The following is a 17,866-nucleotide window of genomic DNA, read 5'->3' as shown; positions in this document are numbered from 1 at the left end:
TAGAACGTCGTTTGTCAATCAGTTCTTCTATCACCACAGTGTCGTCTTTCGTTAACCTTGCTCGCCAAATAAAGCACCAAATGATCCTTACTCGATAGCTCCGATTGTTAACGGTAATTGGAGCGTTTCTAAACGCGATAATAAAAAGCCGTTTTGAATAGAGGATCTCTTCGCCAATTCGCAAGGTAAATCTCGTCGACAGGCGGTGATATTCTGCTGTGACGAGTATGCCATCGACATAATGTGATTGTGTTTGAACGGTTTTGAATCCCATCTTGATCTATCCTTAGACCTCTCACTTAACGCTACTAATCAATATCTTACTGTAAGTTAGTCCAAAAAATTCAATTACATTGTATTTCTTCATAAAAGCAGAGGTTATGCATGTGGGGTTATATGCAATTGGTAGGAATAACAGTAAGAAGGTGAGACTGAAAAAGTCATAGATTCGATAGATAAAACTTTGTTGAAGCGGCTTGATAAGCAGCAAAGGAGCCAACCATGGCTCCTTTGTTATTCATGAACGATCGAGTTAGATATTTGGACGTGCCGTCTCGTGGGTTGATGGTGGTAGATGAGGAAGTGTTACCTCTGGTTGGTCGCCGGTTAACGAGCGTAAGAACTCAGTGATTTTCACCGATTCCTCTTTCGTTAGCTTCTGACCAAGTTGAAGGTCAGCCATCATTGCTACTGCTTCTTCTAAATCCCAAACAGAGCCATCGTGGAAGTACGGGTAGGTGAGTTCGACATTACGCAGTGTTGGTACTTTAAACACAAACTTATCGAAGTCATTACCTGTGATCGCCTTGCGTCCCACATCAGGGTTGTCTGTTGCAAACGGCTTCACTAAGCCCATTTTTTGGTACATTTGCCCACCAGCCAATGGGCCACTGTGACATGCCGTACAACCTTTTGCTTTGAATAGGTTATAACCCTCGACTTGCGCTGTGGTTAGTGCGTTGTCGTCGCCTTTCAACCAAAGATCGAACGGCGCGTTTGGTGTGCGCAAGGTTTGCTCAAAGATCGCAATAGCGTCAGTCACGTTATCAATCGTGATCGTCTCACTGCCATAGGCTTGTTTAAACCACTCTCGGTATTGAGGGATTGACTTAAGTGTGTCGATCGCAAGCTGGTGGCTAAAGGCCATTTCGAGTGGGTTCTCGATTGGACCTGCTGCCTGTTCTTGCAAATCTTTGGCTCGTCCATTCCAGAACTGAACAAAGTTCAAATCCGAGTTAAACACCGTTGGTGAGTTGATAGGACCAATCGCCCATTTATGACCTATGGAGCTTGGTAGGTTATCGACGCCGCCTTTTGCGATGTTATGGCAAGAGTTACAAGAGATAGTGTTAGAGGCAGATAAACGAGGCTCGAACCAAAGCGTTTTACCTAGTTGTACTTTTTTCGCATCAAGCCCTGCTACAGGCTCAATCACCTTAATGGGCTCTGAGGATTGGCGCTCTGCATAGGCACCGAAAGACAGCGCTGACAAGACGCTCACTGCTATAAGAGTTTTCATAATAACTTCCTTTTTAAGTGATTTTTCACTCTCACTAGGGCGGCGTACTTCGTGTTGGTACGCTCTGGAAGTCACGGTATAGCAATCGTTTTTTTCGATAAAACGCAAAAAATCGATGGTTTTTATGGCAAAAAACGATGTTAAAAGCGAACAAACTTTGAACGATTTGATTTTACTTGCCTCCCACGGTTCTGATCACTTTTTGTTTACAACTGTGCAAAGAATATAAACGAATGGTTCGTTGATTTAGGTCAATTATGCAATTAAATGAATTTGAGAGATGGAGTCTCTAGATTGGAGAAAAAGTAGAGGTTTTATCTCGCGAATAGGACGTTGGTAGAGGACATATAACAGCCAACAAGTCCGATGTTTAGAATTATTCTATTTTAGGGAGTTTGCTCTAACTCTGAGTTGATTATTACATTTCAATTTCAAGAAAGGTTTGGAATTGGTCATGTTTCTGAGTATACGAATTATTATCAGTTACGCATCCGGTTGCGCATTGTTCTAGGTTGAATTGTGTAACGTCACTGCAGCACGTATTGAGCGTATTACGCTGATTGTCTGTGTTTTCGTGTTGACAGTTTGGTACTAGGTAAAAATCAACAACACTATGATTTCAAGGAACATTTTATGTCAAAGAAACTACTTACTTGTTGTATAACCTCGGCAATCTGTTTTCATTCTGCTTCCGTTTACTCTCAATCAACGGATCTGCCAGGTGCTTCTGATTTACAACAAGCCCCTGCAGCGTTGATGCTCGCTCCGGACGATGTCGCCATCGCTGATCGTTATATCGTGGTCTTTAAGCAGCCGCAAATGATGCCGAGCGACTCTCTAGATCTTCAACAGTCCACGCAACAATCGGTGGACAGTATGTCCGGTTTATATTCGATACAGGTGGAGTCCATATTTGACCGATCCATCAGTGGCTTTGTTGCAACATTGAATACAAACCAACTCGATGAGTTACGCTCTGACCCACGAGTGGACTACATCGAACAAGATAAAATGCTAACGCTTGAACCGATAGTCTCGGTAGAAGCGAACCAAAGCAATGCGATTTGGGGTCTTGATCGAATTGATCAGCGCAGCCTACCTCTTGATAGTAACTACAACGCCAACTTCGATGGTACAGGGGTAACGGCTTATGTCATCGATACAGGTGTGAACAATTCACACGTCGAGTTTGGTGGGCGTTCGGTTTCTGGTTACGACTTTGTCGATAATGATTCAGACTCAAGTGACTGTAACGGACACGGTACGCACGTTGCCGGCACCATTGGCGGCAGCCAGTATGGCGTGGCAAAGAACGTGAATATTGTTGGTGTGAGAGTACTTAGCTGTTCTGGTTCTGGTTCGACATCCGGTGTCATTGCCGGGGTGGACTGGGTGGCTGCTAACGCTTCCGGACCTTCTGTTGCCAACATGAGTTTGGGAGGCGGACAATCCACAGCATTGGATAGCGCAGTGCAAAGTGCGATTCAATCAGGGGTGAGTTTCCTACTGGCGGCCGGCAACTCCAATGCGGATGCTTGTAACTATTCACCAGCTCGCGTTCCTTCTGGCGTGACCGTTGGCTCGACAACAAGCTCAGATTCACGTTCGAGTTTTTCAAACTGGGGTAGCTGTGTCGATGTGTTTGCACCGGGCTCGCAAATCAAATCTGCTTGGTATGATGGTGGCTACAAAACCATCAGTGGCACCTCAATGGCAACGCCACATGTAGCCGGTGTTGCAGCGCTATATCTTCAAGAAAACAGTGCATTATCACCAAGCCAGCTAGAGGCACTGATTGCTGAACGAGCATCCAATGGAAAAGTCACAGACACTCGCGGAAGCGTAAACAAGCTGCTCTATAGCTTGGCGGATTCAGACTGTGGTCAAGATTGTGGTGGTCCAAATCCAACGCCAGATCCAGAAGGCAAGCTAACCTCTGGTGTTCCAGTGAATGGCTTGAGCGGCGCAACAGGTGCGATGGACTATTTCTATGCTGACCTAGAGGCAGGCCAACGTCTAACTGTTCAAACCATTGGTGGTAGTGGTGATGCTGACCTCTACGTTCGCTTTGGTTCGAAACCAACACGCAGCAGCTGGGATTGCCGACCATATAAATACGGCAACAACGAAACATGTACTGTGACGGCGCCTCAAAGTGGACGTTACCATATCATGATTCATGCATACTCTAGCTACAGCGGTATGACGATTCAGGCGAACTACTAACGCTCATCACTAAGCCCGCTCTCGGGTGGGCTTTATCTCTCAATCCCAAATAGTTCTGAGTTGCTGGTTCCCAACGAACTTCCATCGTTTCCCTCGAACGAATGCTCGTACTTTCAGTGAGTTCCTTCACCTGAAGTCACTTGAGCGGCTCAGATTCGCACTTCTTAAAGAGACAAATATCATGAAAATACCAAGGATACAGGTTGGTTTGTTCTTAGCGACGCTGCTCTTTTCTTCGCTGGCGACTTCGCAGGAAAAGTTGATTCAAGTGGCGGACAAAATTGAACATGCCTATACATTTACCAGTACAGAAGAGAACCACGACACCGTCAAATATCAGCTCCATCATTCAGGTGCGAGCTTTATCAAAGTCCATTTCTCCCAGTTCAATCTTGGCGTTGGTGATTCCGTTACATTGCGCTCTGATAACTCAGCAGAGAAGGTGACTTATCACGAAGGTAGTAATGAGCCCTTGTTCGCACGTTCCATTTCTGGTGACGCTGTCACTATTGAATGGCGTCGTGCTTCTGAGTCTGGCAGTCTCGCCATTGATTACTACACGGCAGGCTATAGTGAAGACAAGTTGCAACAAGTAGGTACGCTTTCTACCTGCGGTGTTAATGAGCGACGTGATGCCGCTTGTTGGGAAGAAAGCCATCCGACAGAGTTTGGTTGGAGTCATGCCGTCGCGCGATTGCTCATCGACGGGCGAAGTCTTTGTACAGCTTGGCGAGTGGGGCCAGAAAACCATCTGATGACAAATAACCACTGCGTTTCAACGTCAGGCAAGTTGCGCAATACAGAAGTGTGGTTCAACTACCAACGTATGACGTGTAATGGCAGTTTAGATGACGTGGTGAAAGTCATGGGTAATGAGCTGATTAAGACTGACTACACGCTTGATTACTCTCTGTTTAATGTGACCAACTTCGACACCATTGCCCAGTTTGGTTATCTAGGACTAACGGATACACCTCCTGTATACGGTTCAGGTATTTACATCCCACAACATGGTGCAGGTAATCCAAAAGAGATTGCGATAGAAAGCGACAAAAACGGCTCAGGGCTTTGTCAGATAGACGTCGCGAGTGCAAACGGCCGTGGCACCGGGACGGATACCGGTTATTTCTGTGACACGATTGGTGGGTCTTCTGGCTCCCCGGTTCTTCTCTCGGATAGCCATCAGGTTGTCGCACTTCACCACTATGGAGGTTGCGAAAACCAAGGGGTGAAGATGGAGCGAATTTGGCCAGAAATTGCGCCAGTTTTTGGAGGGCAATTGCCTCAAGGTAAAATGGGTAAGCAGCCTCCAACAACGGAATACCCAACAATCTCAGTTGGTGATGTGCTCAGTGATTTACAGCAGCCTAAAAATGGCCAATTGATCTTTGTTTTACCCGCTTCTGAGAGAACACAAGACGTCGTTGTGTCTATGTCTGGTGGGGCGGGGGATGCGGATTTGTATACGCTTTCCGGGAGCCGACCGGATAAATCAACGTACGATTGTCGACCTTATCGTGCCAACAGCAACGAGAGTTGTGAAGCGCGAATGGAATCGCAAGACCTCTACATTCTTATCAGCGCGTATTCGGCGTTTTCCGGCGTCACATTGAGCGTGGATGTGAAGTGATTATTACTTGTAGCAATCACGTAGGGGGCTCCCTGAGTCCCCTAGACCTCAAACCTCAGCAGCTTTGTTCCAAGCATCACTCAAAAATAACGACACAACGCACTACATATTTTAGAGCTATAAGTCTAGATTGCAGATAGAAACCGCTACCTTTAAATTTATCTGTGTCGATTTTCCCCTCAGTTACTCATCAAATTACATCTGTCATTAAAACCACAAGAAATCATGAGTTTCATTATATTTACTTTTTAAATTTTTTTAATTAACGAGTGACTATTAGGTCAGTAGTTATGTTCATGATAAAAACTTCGTAAGATTGGCATCTACGGAAAAGTTGAATTTTCCGTGTTTTTATTTATTCCATGGAGGTGTTTGAAGATATATTGGTTTCAATTTTACAAGTGTTTTAATTAATAGAAGTATAATGTAAATAAGATTCCGCCAGAGGAAGTCGGCGAAATTTATTAATAAATTAGTTTTAATTTACACACGTGAAGAAGTTTATTATGAATAGAAAATTGTTGTCTCTATTACCAGTCTTTTCATTGCTTATGTCTGCAAATGCCATGTCTGCTGAAGAAGGGAACCTATCTTACGATGAGAACACGGACAGTTGGGGGTACCCATTTGTAACCGTTGCTAATTCCACTCAGTTTCATGTGTCGGGAAGAGTTGAGTTTGCTGTTTGTTTACAAAGTACCTATGTTGCAAACGCTGGCCAACAATGGACCGATGATGAAAGAGGCCTTTGTTTAGTTACTAAAGTGACGGCAACGGTTGCTACGGCTGATGGAAACGTAACCGCTAAACCTTACACTTCCACTGGGACATCTTTCAGTAACTTTGCCGTAATTTACCGAGATGGAAATTACGAAGTGACTCGCATCATCAATTAAAAATGAGAAATGAATTTAAGTCCTAGGATATATAATGAAAACAGTTATATTTTTATCGCTATGTGCTACTTGTATTTCGTATGCTGGTTCCATGAGTAGGTCTTCTGAAGGATATTTTAGTAGTAAATGCAAAGCTACGCCTTCGTATGAGATGTGTAAAATTAAGGGTTAGATTTTAAATACAACGGATTGATAGGTTTTATATTATTAAAGTTCGAATGTTTATTTAAGTAAATAAATCAAAGCCCACCGCGCGGTGGGCTTTTTTAAGTCTACGGTTGGGAATCTTCCTCTAACTCGTAACTGGGCTTAAGAAAGTAATGATGACGTTGATTGTACTTAAACATCAGAAAACCGATTAAAAGTAGTGGAGGAATAAGAATTGGTTTGCGAGCGGCCAGCGTCATGAGGGTAAGAAAAATCGTCGCCATCTCACCAGCCATCAAAACGAGGTTTTTAGATAGCGGATATTGCTCTGCGCCTTTGAAACACTTAAATTCCGCTTTTGGTTGGACACCCTTATAAATCTTTAAATCTAAGTCACCATTACGATACTGTGTGGCATCTACACTAATGGTGTACCAATGCCCCCCAGCGAAATAAACCGTTCTATGGATGTCTTTATCCGATAGTCGATACTCATCGATCTTTTCCCCATTTAAGGACAACACCATACGGCCTGAATATCCAAACTCCATGGTTAACTTCTCATCATCTAAAGTGAACAGCCATTGGTGCCTACTAAAGATAAAGCTTGGTTTTGAAAAATAACGTACCTCAATATCAGATGACGACTTGATCTCTTTTGGTATGCTTTCGGAGTCATGAAGTGAGACAAAAAAGTTCGCCTCTAGCCCATTCTGTGTAAGGTACTTTTCAAACGACAGCCTTATTTTCTCAACATAGTTTTCTGGATCATGCAGCAGTGTATTTTGTGTCGTTCGCACTACAACCAGTGGTGTCGTTTCTTCAAAAATCAGTCTGATCTCCAATTGGCCGCTGACTGCTCGTTCTTTCTTGGGATCAGGATCATTTTCAAAGATGGGTAACAGATTTTCAGAGCGGACCCAGTCAAATATCAAAGGTCCGGTATCAAACATGTCGATAATGCTGGAAGACGGCACAGGAAAGCCAATAGTGAATGATGTGTCTATACACTCTTTTTCAATCCTTTCATCATCCAAGTTGTCAAGATACCAAGCTCGCAAGTTGAAACGACTCGTGAAAAATTCACCACTGGATGGGACTTGTATGTCGAAGGCTTCAAGTAAGCCTGTCTGATGCTTTTGTGCGTATTTGAGTGCTCTAATAAGGCCACTGTCTTCTTCAAACAAAGGGCCGACAGCGCGATCTAATTGCATGAGCGCATCGTGCAGCGGGGTTATGTTTTCTTTACTTACGTAGTAGCCGGAGCAGTAGTTAGGGCCGCCTGAATCACCGCAGTGAGGCACGGTCGAAAAGAAGGTTTGGAAACGACTTAATAGCGAAAATAAGTGCTCTGAATGTTCACCACCGAACTCATCTGCCAATCTTTCTAGCGATTGCCCTCTGTCATAATAATAGGGAGACAGATACGCCAAAATACAGCATGAAGTAAAACCAAAATGACTGTCGAATGGGTCGTTTTCAGTCTGAGCTAAGAGGTTTTTATACAGCGTATGAGTGAGAAACTTTCTTTCTTGCTCAGAAGGCGTGAGTTGATTCACTCTTTGTTCAACCAAATCAGGGTTGTTACAAACGTCTTCAACGAAGTACTTTATGTCCTCTTCTGCAACAGGGATGTAAGCAGTATCTAGCCCCAAAACCATTCTCCATATAGTTTGTTTGGATGAGAATAGGAAATATTATCAAAATACGATTGATTTATAAATCGAGTAATTCAATAAAGCATAAGGCGTTCTTACAAAGTGAATGTTGATGATAGCAGTAAGTTAATACACCTAATCCATTAGGGGATGATGAAATACAATAATTTAAAGAGGGGAGGCATTTTAATGATAAAAACATTACTTTATCTATGTCGCACCAGTATTCTATTGATAGTTGGAACTTTAGTTTTAATTGTAATTACTAACCACGTTAAACATGATCATTGTCAGATTTGTTGGTAGTACCAGTAATTCAATCTTTTTTTCATTAGCATAAGATAAAAATAGATGTTTTAGTTATTCCTTCTAAAAATACGACGATTGAAATTCGTTGTTTTTTATAATGAGCAAGAAATTACATTTCCACATGTTTATGGGGTGATGAATTTTATAGTTAATGTCTAAGTTTTTAACTTAAATCTCCCAAGAGTAAATTTATAATGAAAAATAAATTATTATTATTAGCGCTACTTTCAACTAATACATGTTTTGCTAATGAAATCTTCTTTTTCGAGAAAGTCACAGCCTACAAGTTAAGTTCCAACCAGCATAGCCTAAGTGGGGTGGAAAAGCATACGAATCAGAGGATTCGTATTGAATGGCAAGAAAGCCCTTATTCGAAGCCAGAGCGAATAAATAGATGTATTAACGCGTTTCAACAAGCGATGAGTCAACCAGAACGATATTATTTAAATGTAGAACTATCTGAGTCATTGTTAATAGGCTGCGAGATCGGAATTAAAGAAAGATTTATTTCTAATGAAATGATATCAGAATAATATTAGTGATGTTAGTATTGCATAAAATGATCCACAGCTGCTGCATAGCATCGAAATAATTACTTCTCTAATTCTATTGTTCGATTGAAATCCTAATGTGCTGACGGTTAGAGCCGTCAGCACAAAAATAGATCCTACGGCTTACAATAAGCATCTAATTTTTCCCACAGAAAGCCAATCCCGTTGCCACTGGCAGTGATAGTCAAGTATACAGAACCATACCACGAGCCAGCTTTGTAAGTAGAAAGCCTGTAGCGCTTGAGCAAACTGCTCATAAAACAACCCTACTATTTGCGTACAATTGAGCTAATCTCTGCCCCATATCAGGTGAGCTTTCTTGTGTTCTGATCTTTATCAAGATCACAATAAACGATATTTTTCTTGCAAAAAAGGTAGAAAAATTTATAGTTTTACGGGTCAGGTTGGGAGAGGCGCCATGTCATTACAAAAGAAAAAGTCCAAAGTATCGCTGAACATTAAAATCTCGTCAGATTTAGATTTTCGCTTGAAACGAGCTAGGAAATCTGCGCGTGAGCAGGGGCTGATGTTCAACGTGTCTCGAGAGGTTGAAAAATTCCTCGAGAAGGAACTTAAGAAAGTAGAGTGTCAGTTATCGATAGATGAGGAAGTTAAATCAAATCTAGAAGAACTTGGCGGACTCAACATAGAAAAGATGATGAAATCAATGAGTTGATTGAGGTTTACCTCTTACTTATTCGATTGGCTTACAAACTTTAACTGCAATTGGAGAGCATAATGGGAACAATAATTGGATTATTAATTTTAGCTGGGATTGACTTTTTACTTAAGCGTAAAACAGGACTTCACATGCACCAGTGGATTGCAAAAAAAATCAAAAATTCTGAGAAGAGCGAATAAACACACTTCATCAAAATGTAGAACTCATCATTTCAACGTTTTTGATTTTTTGAGTACTGGTATCAATAAATATTCTGACCTGAAACGTGAACAACGATTAATTTTTCAGAATAGTAAGAAAACGCCTTGTTTTTAAACATGTTAGTTATACCAATGTGCAGTGTCACTTTACCGTTTCAAAGTGCCACTGCATTGGCTTGACTGCTTAATTACTTTAGGTACCCTGCAGTCACAATCAATGTGAACGAACACTTTTTAAAGGCGTTAAATAGGAAGTTTGCCTTATGCGTAAGTCAGATAAGAAGATCGAAAACCAAATTAGAGAGGTGTTAACCGACGTTTGTGAAGATACATTAAAAAGCTATGAAGGCTTTCTTTGGGTGACTCATACGGTCAATTACTCTTCTTTCCCACAGAGCTTAAAAATCATCTGTGTATTTGAAACAAGCCAAGACAGAGCAAACTTTTTAACCGGAGAGGGCCAACGTCATGTTGCTACAGCAATCCAAAAGGCGTTTCATAAGGCAGGAACTCAACTAAAGAACGTAGAGAAGCAAATTAGCTACGACATAAAGAGCGACGTTCGAAGAAAGTAAGTCGCGTTGATTGGGCATCTAAGGCTCTATATTACGAGCTTCAATATAAAGCCTTTCGTGTACGTTTGTCGTCTGAATCAGAGCTACGAATGCCAGTTCGCCTATTTCAACTCACTGAATCATGTTCAGTCCAATCGGGTAATAAACGTTTGTTCGTCATCCACAAAAGCGACAAAGCCACCGTGATAGATAAACACTCGGCCACGCCCTTCAACTATGCAGGCAAGTTGTGGATTCAAATCTTCTTCGTTATCTTGGCTTTGAAAGGTGCCAGTATCCGTGATTACGCCGCGGAGTGGTGGCAAGTATCCATAAGTGCGCTTGGCTTGATCTATCAGGCTCAATTCACTGGTGATAGAGAAACAAGCGGGAATCGAACCAGCGTCTTCAATAAATAGAGGCTTCAGTTCTTCAAAGGCGGTAATCACCAGCCAGTCAATGCCGTTTACATGATGGATAAACATAGGTGTTCTCGATAATTCTGGTTCGGAGATCTTATCATTATCAGAGAAGAACGCAGTAGAAATTTGCTGTTTAAAATCGTTATTCCATTGTCACTCCAGACATGCGAGATGAACTGAACCTATGGCAAAACGCGGCTCACTGGTTCAATTCTTTAGTCTACTTATTTATAGATACTAAACCTCACACGCAACGCGTCTTACAAATATAGATTCGCAAGTTCATGCCACTTTTGTTTACCGATGACATCAGTAATGTCAGAGATGGAAGCTTCGGAAAGGTGCCCATCTTTGTTGAAAGTCAGAGTCGGTAATAGCGTATCTAAACTTTTTCCTTTAGCCATTAGACTCTGATCAACCAATAGCCAAAATGCAGGGCCCTTAACGTAAAACAAGGGGTAATACTGGTACATTTGGTCTTTTGACACGCGGTCATTGGCCTCTAATAGCCCGGTACTTGCAAAGGGGAAGCGCTTCTTAAAGTCATTCCATTCTGCTTGAGGATCGGTAAAGTCATAACGCGTCTTTCCTAAAGACTTAATACCATAGTATTCAGCAAGACTTTCAGATGCCCACATTGGCGAAGTTGTGTCGAGTAAATGCATGGACTCGTGAGCTGCAATCTTAAGCAGCATCGGCATTGCATCATCTTCTAGTTCACCATTGTTTAGTAAGGCGTTAACAAGAATTTTATCGCTACCTGCTGCACCACTGACGCTGCCCGATTGTTTATCTCGGCTAAAAAAAGCGATATCCCATTTTTCTACTTTATTGTTCGGAAACAAACTAATTAGGTATGACAGCTGAGACTCAAGCGCAGGTTTCCAGTCTGACATGGTTTTTAAAATCTCATCAGTATCTGTGGTGACCGTGATTGTTTTACCATTGATATCCAGTTCGATAGGCTTTAAGCCCCAGATCATAAATAGTGGCGGCTGGCTTTCATCTGGCATCCAGCTACATTGGTTGTTTGGAGCGCAGACTTGAGCTGGGATAGGTTCATCACTGTGTTTAGAAAATCGTGGTAGAGAGTTGAATTCACTGATAAAGCGCCATCCTTTATCTGGGGAATAACTATCGACTTGATCAGCGATATCAAAGCCGTCATGGCCAATTTTAGCAAGCGGTAATTGCCAATCGATATGGTCACATTGGATATCCGTTTGGTACTTAATATCAGAACGACTGCCACTCGTAGTAATGCAGGTTAAAGTAGGCTGTGTGCCATCTGCGAGTGTTCTTGCTGGTAGGATATGGAATGTGCCAAGTTGTTTCGTGTCGACACTAACAGTGACCACATCAGAGCGTTCAGTGTTTTGCTCCAATTGATAGGTTAACGGTGATTCGGCTGCGGAGATGAGCGCGGTGGAGAGCAATAATACAGACATAAAAGGGTACGAGTTATTGGTAAAAACCTTTGGACTTGATGCAGAGGAGTTAGTTCACTCTCAAGTGTCCTTGATGTTGATTATCGAACCCGCCTGAATATCGGCTTTTCGTTTTGTATGAAATAGAAATGCCATTGCTACGGTCTCTCTTAATCAACGTATTACCAGTTCGCTATTTACTAAATTATGAACACATTCGGGGAAGATTATGTGGATTAAGAAGAATCATCGTTGGGCTTTATCTGAAAACGAAGCGACGCCAGAGTCTGTCTATAAAGAGCGTCGCGAAATACTGAAAAAGCTTGGCATTGCGGTTGTCGGTATGCCGCTCGCTGCAAATGCGCAAGCGGGTATTTTGGACATCTTCTCGTCAAAGGAAAAGCCAGTCTCAGACAATCGAATTGACCTTAGCGCTGCAAAGCCACAGCAGTACCAAGCAGATCTTTCTCTTACTCCTGAAAGCAAGGTTCTGAAATACAATAACTTCTATGAGTTTGGTACCGATAAGTCTGATCCTGCGAGAAACTCTTCTGAGTTCGTGTCTGACCCATGGACGGTAGAGATCGACGGCTTGGTGAATAACCCAATCAAGCTCGACTACGACGATATCTTTAGTAAATTCACACTAGAAGAGCGTATCTACCGCTTACGTTGTGTGGAAGCGTGGTCTATGAACATTCCGTGGATTGGTTTTCCTTTAGCGGACATCATCAAAATGGCGGACCCAAAAAGCAGCGCGAAATACGTGGCTTTTGAAACCCTCTACGATCCAAAACAGTTCCCGGCTCAAGGCTCGTTCAGCAGCATTGAATATCCTTACGTAGAAGGGCTTCGTCTTGATGAAGCAATGAACCCGCTCGCACTGATTTCTGTAGGCTTATACGGTAAGACGCTGGCACCACAAAACGGTGCGCCACTTCGCTTAGTTGTACCGTGGAAGTACGGCTTCAAAAGCATCAAGTCTATTGTTCGAATTCGTTTAACTGACCGAGAGCCGCCAACAACGTGGAATCGTTTAGCGCCGAATGAATACGGTTTTTACGCCAATGTGAACCCAAATGTTGACCATCCACGTTGGAGCCAAGCAAGTGAGCGTTTCATCGGGGAGGGCAGTGTACTCAGCACTCGCAGACAGCCAACATTGATGTTCAACGGCTACGAAGAAGAAGTGGCACATCTCTATAAGAATATGGATCTGAGGAAGTTCTATTGAGAAAGCTGACGCCAAAACACATCGTTGCGCTTAAAGTCCTGATCCACCTTGTTTCTCTGGGTTTCTTAGGTCTGTTGGTTATTGCGATTAATACCGACAACCTAGGCGGTGATCCTGTTCAAGGCATCATTCATTACACGGGGATTAGCGCGCTAAATACGCTGTTTATTACCTTGTTGGTTTCTCCGCTTGCGCGTTGGACTAAGCAGGGTTTGTTAGTGAGATTGAGACGATTACTCGGACTCTACAGCTTTTTCTGGGCGGTACTTCATTTGGTTGCGTTTGCTGTGCTCGATTTAGGATTAGATTGGAGTTTACTTGCCTCCGAAATCGTTAAGCGCCCTTATTTGACCGTTGGTGCAGCAGTGTGGGTAATCTTGTTACTTCTGGCGGTAACTTCGACTCAATCCATACAACGTAAAATGGGCCCTAAATGGCAAAAACTGCATAACTGGGTTTACTTAGCGGCGATATTGGCACCGATTCACTTCTATTGGTCGGTGAAGTCAGAGGTGGCAGAACCAACGATTTATATCTTCATCGCCATTGGTTTGTTGCTGGTGCGTTGGAAGACATTGAAGCAGCGGGTGTTTCGAAAGAGGTTATCCAGTTGATGCGCTGTTAGACTAATTGCGATACATGAATCAACAGACTAAAGGGGCCATGAGAGCCCCTTTCTTAATTGGATAACAAGCCGCTAACCCACGCTTTTTGTTGCGGTTGGCTCACCACGCTACCACTCCTTTCGCTCGCTCTCGCCAAAGACCGTGAAACTGTTCCTACCAAATTCCATTACAACGCTCATACCGTTAGCCCTCAACCTACGACTAATGTCTAACTATCTGACACTATTTGTATTTTTTCGTTTGGTATAAGGTACTAGCAACTGAAAATCAAGGATTCATGAACATCCGTCATCGAGTTCTTGTAGAAGAGAATATAGGCAATCAACTGCTTAATCTTCGTTTGGTGAGTAAATAACGTTGGTTGGAAAAACACACCTTAGAGTGTGAACGAAAGGAATCACTATGAGCAGTACTTTAGAGTCCGTACAGATACGAACAGATAAGCCTCAAGCAAATGAGGCTGAACTCACTTATGAACAACAACATAAGCCACGATCGGAATTTGAGTCTCGAGAGCAGTATTTAGAGCACGAGTTGCAGATCATGGCGCCTAAGCGCTGGCGTCCCAATTTGCCGTTCAAAGATTACCGATTCGAGGTAGAAGATGCCATTCCAGCAATGGCCGCGACCATTGGTAAAGTCGTTATGGTGGGAGCCATCGCAGCAACCTTTGCCGGAGCGCTAGGGTTGAATGAAGGCTTTATTTTAGAAAACGTTCGTTATGAACTGCTCATCGCCTCAGTTTTCATTATTCTTTTTTCAGGCTTTCTATTGCCGACCGCAAACCTCGCGGGTACACACGGCCCACTCATTCCATTAATTCCTATCGTTGTTGCAGCTGGTGGGCACCCAATGGCCTTTGGCTTGCTGATCGGTGCTTTTGGCATACTGTTGGCCATCAGTAAAGGTGGCAGTATGCTGGCAAACCTGACTAGTAAAGGCGTGTGTGGCGGATTATTACTCTACCTTGGCTTTGTTGGAACCGTCTCTCAAGTGAAAAAACTGTTCGCTTGGGCAGAGGGAATAGGGATGAGTCACATCGCTTTTGTCGTGATCTTTTGCACCATTATTTTATATGCACTACTGGAACATTTTCGTAAGCGTTGGCTAGCCGTCCCTCTTAGTTGCTTGCTAGGCGGCACGCTAGCTTTTGCCATGGGAGCACCGTTTTCTTTTCAAACTGAGCCGGGCTTACCCAACATGAACCCTATGTATTGGTGGGGAGAAGATACGGGCTGGATGCTAGGTTTACCGACGATTGAACACTTCATGGTCGTACTGCCTTTTGCTATTTTGGCCGTAGCTATGTGGTCGCCAGATTTTCTAGGACACCAAGTTTTCCAAAAAATCAGCTATCCAGCACGTACAGAAAAAGTACATATGAACATCGACGATACCATGACCACTGCGTCAATTCGTCAGACGTTCGGTTCTCTGCTCGGTGGTACTAACTTTACGTCTTCGTGGGGGACTTACATCGTTCCGGCGGCTATCGCTAAACGCCCTATTCCTGCCGGCGCTTTGCTGACAGCACTGTTCTGTATTATCGCCGCGGTTTGGGGTTACCCAATGGACTTAGCTATATGGCAACCAGTGCTTTGTGTTGCGCTTATTGTTGGGGTATTTGTTCCATTGCTAGAAGCTGGAATGGAAATGACACGTGAAGGGAAAACCACGCAATCGGCGGCGATTGTCGTATTTTCTTCAGCGCTTGTTAACCCTGCGTTTGGCTGGTCTCTCACCATGCTGCTAGATAACTTAGGCTTAGTCGGCTGTAAAGAACGTAGTGGGGAACTCAGTAAAATGAGCCGTTGGGTGTTGCCTGGCATTATGTTTATTGTATTAACAAGTGTAATGGCGTTGGTTGGCCTATTACCGGGAATTCCAGCGATTATCCCAAGCTTTCGTTAGATAGGCTCATTGTACGATTTATGGTTTGAAGAACCTTTTTCTAACCTGATAGAAACGGTTTAGTTCAGTTGTTCTAAACCGTTTCTGGCCCAAATGCTAGACACTGTAAGTCTTAGCTGTTTTTAGGCCCATAGTGCTTCTAAATCGACATCTTCACTATCTGGTTGTTTCTCTCTCGCTAATTCCCTCACCTGTAAAACCATAGGTAAATCAAACGCAGTTCCAGTAATAACACAGCTACCACGAGATAAGTTGGGAATCATGCTTCTAGACATGTGATCCAATGTGCTAATCGTGTTATCAATCAAGAACAAATCTCTATCATTGACCAAGCGATGAATGAAAAAATTGTGTATTTGGGACACGATAGTTGGTGATATATCTGCTGGTCTTTGGCTAGAAAGAGTCAGATACATGCCAAATTTACGCCCTTCTTTAATGATTTCTTCAAAAGTTTCAAGTCTATAGTCCTTCCAGCTTTCACTCTCACGGGTGGATTGCTGTGACAGTATGTTATGAGCCTCATCAATTATAAGATGTATAGTTTTATCTGGCGGATTGGCCACAGCTACTTTATGCGGGTTGTAATAATGCTTGGCTATCAATAAAGGAAGAACTTTCTTAATATCTTGATTACATTTTCTTAGAGAGATAATCGTGACAGTTTTGTTCGCCACTGGAGCCTCATTGACTTGAATGACTTTGGATAAGTTCGATAGTGATGAGTCTATGCGCTTCAATAGTGGTTGAATAAAATCGAACTGAACATATCCGCTTATCAGGTCTCTTATTAGTTGTATGTGGCAGCGAATGTTAAATTGGTCTAAGTCACTTAGATCTTGAGGGAGAGTTATAGCATCGACATCATGTTTTAGTATGTTTCCGTAATAATTCCCGTCAGCACGAAAATAAGAGTTAGGTGCTACATAGAAGCCTTTGGTGGTTCCATTGAAAGATATAGTTTTCAATGTGTCTTTTATTGCTGCATTATCCAGTGTGTTTGTGACTTCACGGATGAGATCTAGTAGTTCAGGATGAGGTGCAGATGCAGTAAACACTTTTTCATAGGTTGTCTTAATGTAGTTTAAGAAATTAGCTTCGGTATCAAATTGTAGTTTGCCCTTTACGATTCGATTAATGAATGGTTTTTGAGTGTTTTGTGTAGCCTGAAAGAGCAAACTCAAAGTATCAGTGTCCCAGAACTCTGATTTGGCTAGTGGAAACTTTTGCTCAGCATTGCGAGAGTTGAGGTTGTATACGTTTTTATATTGGTCAGTAGTAAGCTGTCCGTTTGTGTATTCGCCATTGAAGTCAATAACGATAAATTGGCTTTTACCATTTATCTGTTCAATTTTCTTATCGAAAAGAGTGGTGTATAAGTTGGTTAGCGTGTTTGACTTACCACTCCCCGTATTCCCAAAAATCCCAATATGAGAGTTGAATAACTTGTGCCATGGCAGAGAAACTGGAAATTCTTCTTTTAATAGACTTCCGATTACAAAATCACTGCCTGCTTTGCCGTAGATGTCAGCGAGCCGATCTTCTTCGAGTAAGAAAACTGGGTCTTTAATTAACGGGAGGTGCTTGATACCTTCGACAAAATGACCTGACTCAAAGTAACCAATGGGTTTGAGATCTACAGTCCGGATATAATGGAATTCGTCATCAATCCACTTTTCATCTAAGTACTCTCCTTCAACTACACAGATTATCTTTTTAAAACCACGTTCTATCTGCACGTACTCGCGTATTGAAACGCCTTTGTACTTTCTACCGTCGTAGAATAATGTATCTTTGTTCGATTCTTCAAAAACTTTAATTGATATTTTAACGCCTTTTACGGCAATAACTTCACCCACTAAAATAGCCATGTT

The 17,866-nt window shown here is 42.6% G+C and carries 15 protein-coding genes; 10 read left to right on the top strand and 5 right to left on the bottom strand.

Features of this window, described 5'->3' with window-relative positions; translation table 11 throughout:
* Positions 1-532: 532 nt before the first annotated feature.
* Positions 533-1,519: a cytochrome-c peroxidase gene (locus KIO97_RS12235; RefSeq protein WP_285382726.1), complete on the bottom strand. Its 987-nt coding sequence runs from the start codon at positions 1,517-1,519 to the stop codon at positions 533-535.
* A 633-nt stretch (positions 1,520-2,152) separates the two neighbouring features.
* Here KIO97_RS12235 and KIO97_RS12230 point away from each other — a divergent pair.
* The 3 genes from KIO97_RS12230 (at position 2,153) to KIO97_RS12220 (ending at position 6,271) form a co-directional block, all read left to right on the top strand.
* Positions 2,153-3,745, top strand: coding sequence for a S8 family peptidase (locus tag KIO97_RS12230; protein WP_103410908.1), 1,593 nt, complete (start codon positions 2,153-2,155; stop codon positions 3,743-3,745).
* A 181-nt stretch (positions 3,746-3,926) separates the two neighbouring features.
* A complete protein-coding gene (locus tag KIO97_RS12225; protein ID WP_285382724.1) occupies positions 3,927-5,375 on the top strand; it encodes a serine protease in 1,449 nt (482 codons plus the stop codon).
* A gap of 506 nt (positions 5,376-5,881) precedes the next feature.
* Positions 5,882-6,271, top strand: a complete 390-nt coding sequence (locus KIO97_RS12220; protein ID WP_052298130.1) for a hypothetical protein — start codon at positions 5,882-5,884, stop codon at positions 6,269-6,271.
* Between the two features lie 272 nt (positions 6,272-6,543).
* Here KIO97_RS12220 and KIO97_RS12215 read toward each other — a convergent pair whose 3' ends face one another.
* Positions 6,544-8,079 carry a hypothetical protein gene (locus KIO97_RS12215; protein WP_285382720.1) on the bottom strand — a complete coding sequence of 512 codons (1,536 nt, stop codon included), beginning with the start codon at positions 8,077-8,079 and terminating at the stop codon, positions 6,544-6,546.
* A gap of 500 nt (positions 8,080-8,579) precedes the next feature.
* Here KIO97_RS12215 and KIO97_RS12210 point away from each other — a divergent pair, with 500 nt between their 5' ends.
* The 4 genes from KIO97_RS12210 (at position 8,580) to KIO97_RS12195 (ending at position 10,393) form a co-directional block, all read left to right on the top strand.
* Positions 8,580-8,918: a hypothetical protein gene (locus KIO97_RS12210; RefSeq protein WP_285382718.1), complete on the top strand. Its 339-nt coding sequence runs from the start codon at positions 8,580-8,582 to the stop codon at positions 8,916-8,918.
* Positions 8,919-9,354: 436 nt separating this feature from the next.
* A complete protein-coding gene (locus tag KIO97_RS12205) occupies positions 9,355-9,612 on the top strand; it encodes a hypothetical protein (RefSeq protein ID WP_285382717.1) in 258 nt (85 codons plus the stop codon).
* 62 nt (positions 9,613-9,674) lie between these two features.
* Positions 9,675-9,797, top strand: a complete 123-nt coding sequence (locus tag KIO97_RS12200) for a hypothetical protein (protein ID WP_005433922.1) — start codon at positions 9,675-9,677, stop codon at positions 9,795-9,797.
* 284 nt (positions 9,798-10,081) lie between these two features.
* Positions 10,082-10,393, top strand: coding sequence for a Fis family transcriptional regulator (locus KIO97_RS12195; protein ID WP_122019693.1), 312 nt, complete (start codon positions 10,082-10,084; stop codon positions 10,391-10,393).
* A 125-nt stretch (positions 10,394-10,518) separates the two neighbouring features.
* On the opposite strand, the gene KIO97_RS12190 is transcribed toward KIO97_RS12195, so the two are convergent.
* The gene (locus KIO97_RS12190; RefSeq protein WP_005433823.1) at positions 10,519-10,857 is read right to left on the bottom strand and encodes a hypothetical protein; all 339 of its coding nucleotides are present in this window, start codon (positions 10,855-10,857) and stop codon (positions 10,519-10,521) included.
* 197 nt (positions 10,858-11,054) lie between these two features.
* Positions 11,055-12,242, bottom strand: a complete 1,188-nt coding sequence (locus tag KIO97_RS12185; protein WP_285382714.1) for a hypothetical protein — start codon at positions 12,240-12,242, stop codon at positions 11,055-11,057.
* 208 nt (positions 12,243-12,450) lie between these two features.
* Between KIO97_RS12185 and msrP the strand changes: the two genes are divergently transcribed.
* The 3 genes from msrP (at position 12,451) to KIO97_RS12170 (ending at position 15,992) form a co-directional block, all read left to right on the top strand.
* The gene (msrP, locus tag KIO97_RS12180; RefSeq protein ID WP_077200698.1) at positions 12,451-13,455 is read left to right on the top strand and encodes a protein-methionine-sulfoxide reductase catalytic subunit MsrP; all 1,005 of its coding nucleotides are present in this window, start codon (positions 12,451-12,453) and stop codon (positions 13,453-13,455) included.
* The gene (msrQ, locus tag KIO97_RS12175; RefSeq protein WP_285382712.1) at positions 13,452-14,069 is read left to right on the top strand and encodes a protein-methionine-sulfoxide reductase heme-binding subunit MsrQ; all 618 of its coding nucleotides are present in this window, start codon (positions 13,452-13,454) and stop codon (positions 14,067-14,069) included. The genes msrP and msrQ overlap by 4 nt, the downstream gene beginning before the upstream one ends.
* 414 nt (positions 14,070-14,483) lie before the next feature.
* The gene (locus KIO97_RS12170) at positions 14,484-15,992 is read left to right on the top strand and encodes a DUF3360 domain-containing protein (protein ID WP_285382710.1); all 1,509 of its coding nucleotides are present in this window, start codon (positions 14,484-14,486) and stop codon (positions 15,990-15,992) included.
* Positions 15,993-16,114: 122 nt separating this feature from the next.
* Here KIO97_RS12170 and KIO97_RS12165 read toward each other — a convergent pair whose 3' ends face one another.
* On the bottom strand, positions 16,115-17,863 hold the full coding sequence (locus KIO97_RS12165) for an ATP-binding protein (RefSeq protein WP_285382708.1): 1,749 nt from the start codon (positions 17,861-17,863) through the stop codon (positions 16,115-16,117).
* Positions 17,864-17,866 lie beyond the last annotated feature (3 nt).

The organism is Vibrio sp. B181a (assembly GCF_030248375.1).
GTDB lineage: Bacteria > Pseudomonadota > Gammaproteobacteria > Enterobacterales > Vibrionaceae > Vibrio > Vibrio campbellii.
The sequence above is the reverse complement of the archived record's forward strand: the minus strand, read 5'-3'. Positions and strand labels throughout refer to the sequence as shown.

Coding starts and splice junctions, on each gene's coding strand:
- KIO97_RS12235 (WP_285382726.1), bottom strand. CDS start 1,519: ATGAAAACTCTTATAGCAGTGAGCGTCTTGTCAGCGCTGTCTTTCGGT.
- KIO97_RS12230 (WP_103410908.1), top strand. CDS start 2,153: ATGTCAAAGAAACTACTTACTTGTTGTATAACCTCGGCAATCTGTTTT.
- KIO97_RS12225 (WP_285382724.1), top strand. CDS start 3,927: ATGAAAATACCAAGGATACAGGTTGGTTTGTTCTTAGCGACGCTGCTC.
- KIO97_RS12220 (WP_052298130.1), top strand. CDS start 5,882: ATGAATAGAAAATTGTTGTCTCTATTACCAGTCTTTTCATTGCTTATG.
- KIO97_RS12215 (WP_285382720.1), bottom strand. CDS start 8,079: ATGGTTTTGGGGCTAGATACTGCTTACATCCCTGTTGCAGAAGAGGAC.
- KIO97_RS12210 (WP_285382718.1), top strand. CDS start 8,580: ATGAAAAATAAATTATTATTATTAGCGCTACTTTCAACTAATACATGT.
- KIO97_RS12205 (WP_285382717.1), top strand. CDS start 9,355: ATGTCATTACAAAAGAAAAAGTCCAAAGTATCGCTGAACATTAAAATC.
- KIO97_RS12200 (WP_005433922.1), top strand. CDS start 9,675: ATGGGAACAATAATTGGATTATTAATTTTAGCTGGGATTGACTTTTTA.
- KIO97_RS12195 (WP_122019693.1), top strand. CDS start 10,082: ATGCGTAAGTCAGATAAGAAGATCGAAAACCAAATTAGAGAGGTGTTA.
- KIO97_RS12190 (WP_005433823.1), bottom strand. CDS start 10,857: ATGTTTATCCATCATGTAAACGGCATTGACTGGCTGGTGATTACCGCC.
- KIO97_RS12185 (WP_285382714.1), bottom strand. CDS start 12,242: ATGTCTGTATTATTGCTCTCCACCGCGCTCATCTCCGCAGCCGAATCA.
- msrP (WP_077200698.1), top strand. CDS start 12,451: ATGTGGATTAAGAAGAATCATCGTTGGGCTTTATCTGAAAACGAAGCG.
- KIO97_RS12170 (WP_285382710.1), top strand. CDS start 14,484: ATGAGCAGTACTTTAGAGTCCGTACAGATACGAACAGATAAGCCTCAA.
- KIO97_RS12165 (WP_285382708.1), bottom strand. CDS start 17,863: ATGGCTATTTTAGTGGGTGAAGTTATTGCCGTAAAAGGCGTTAAAATA.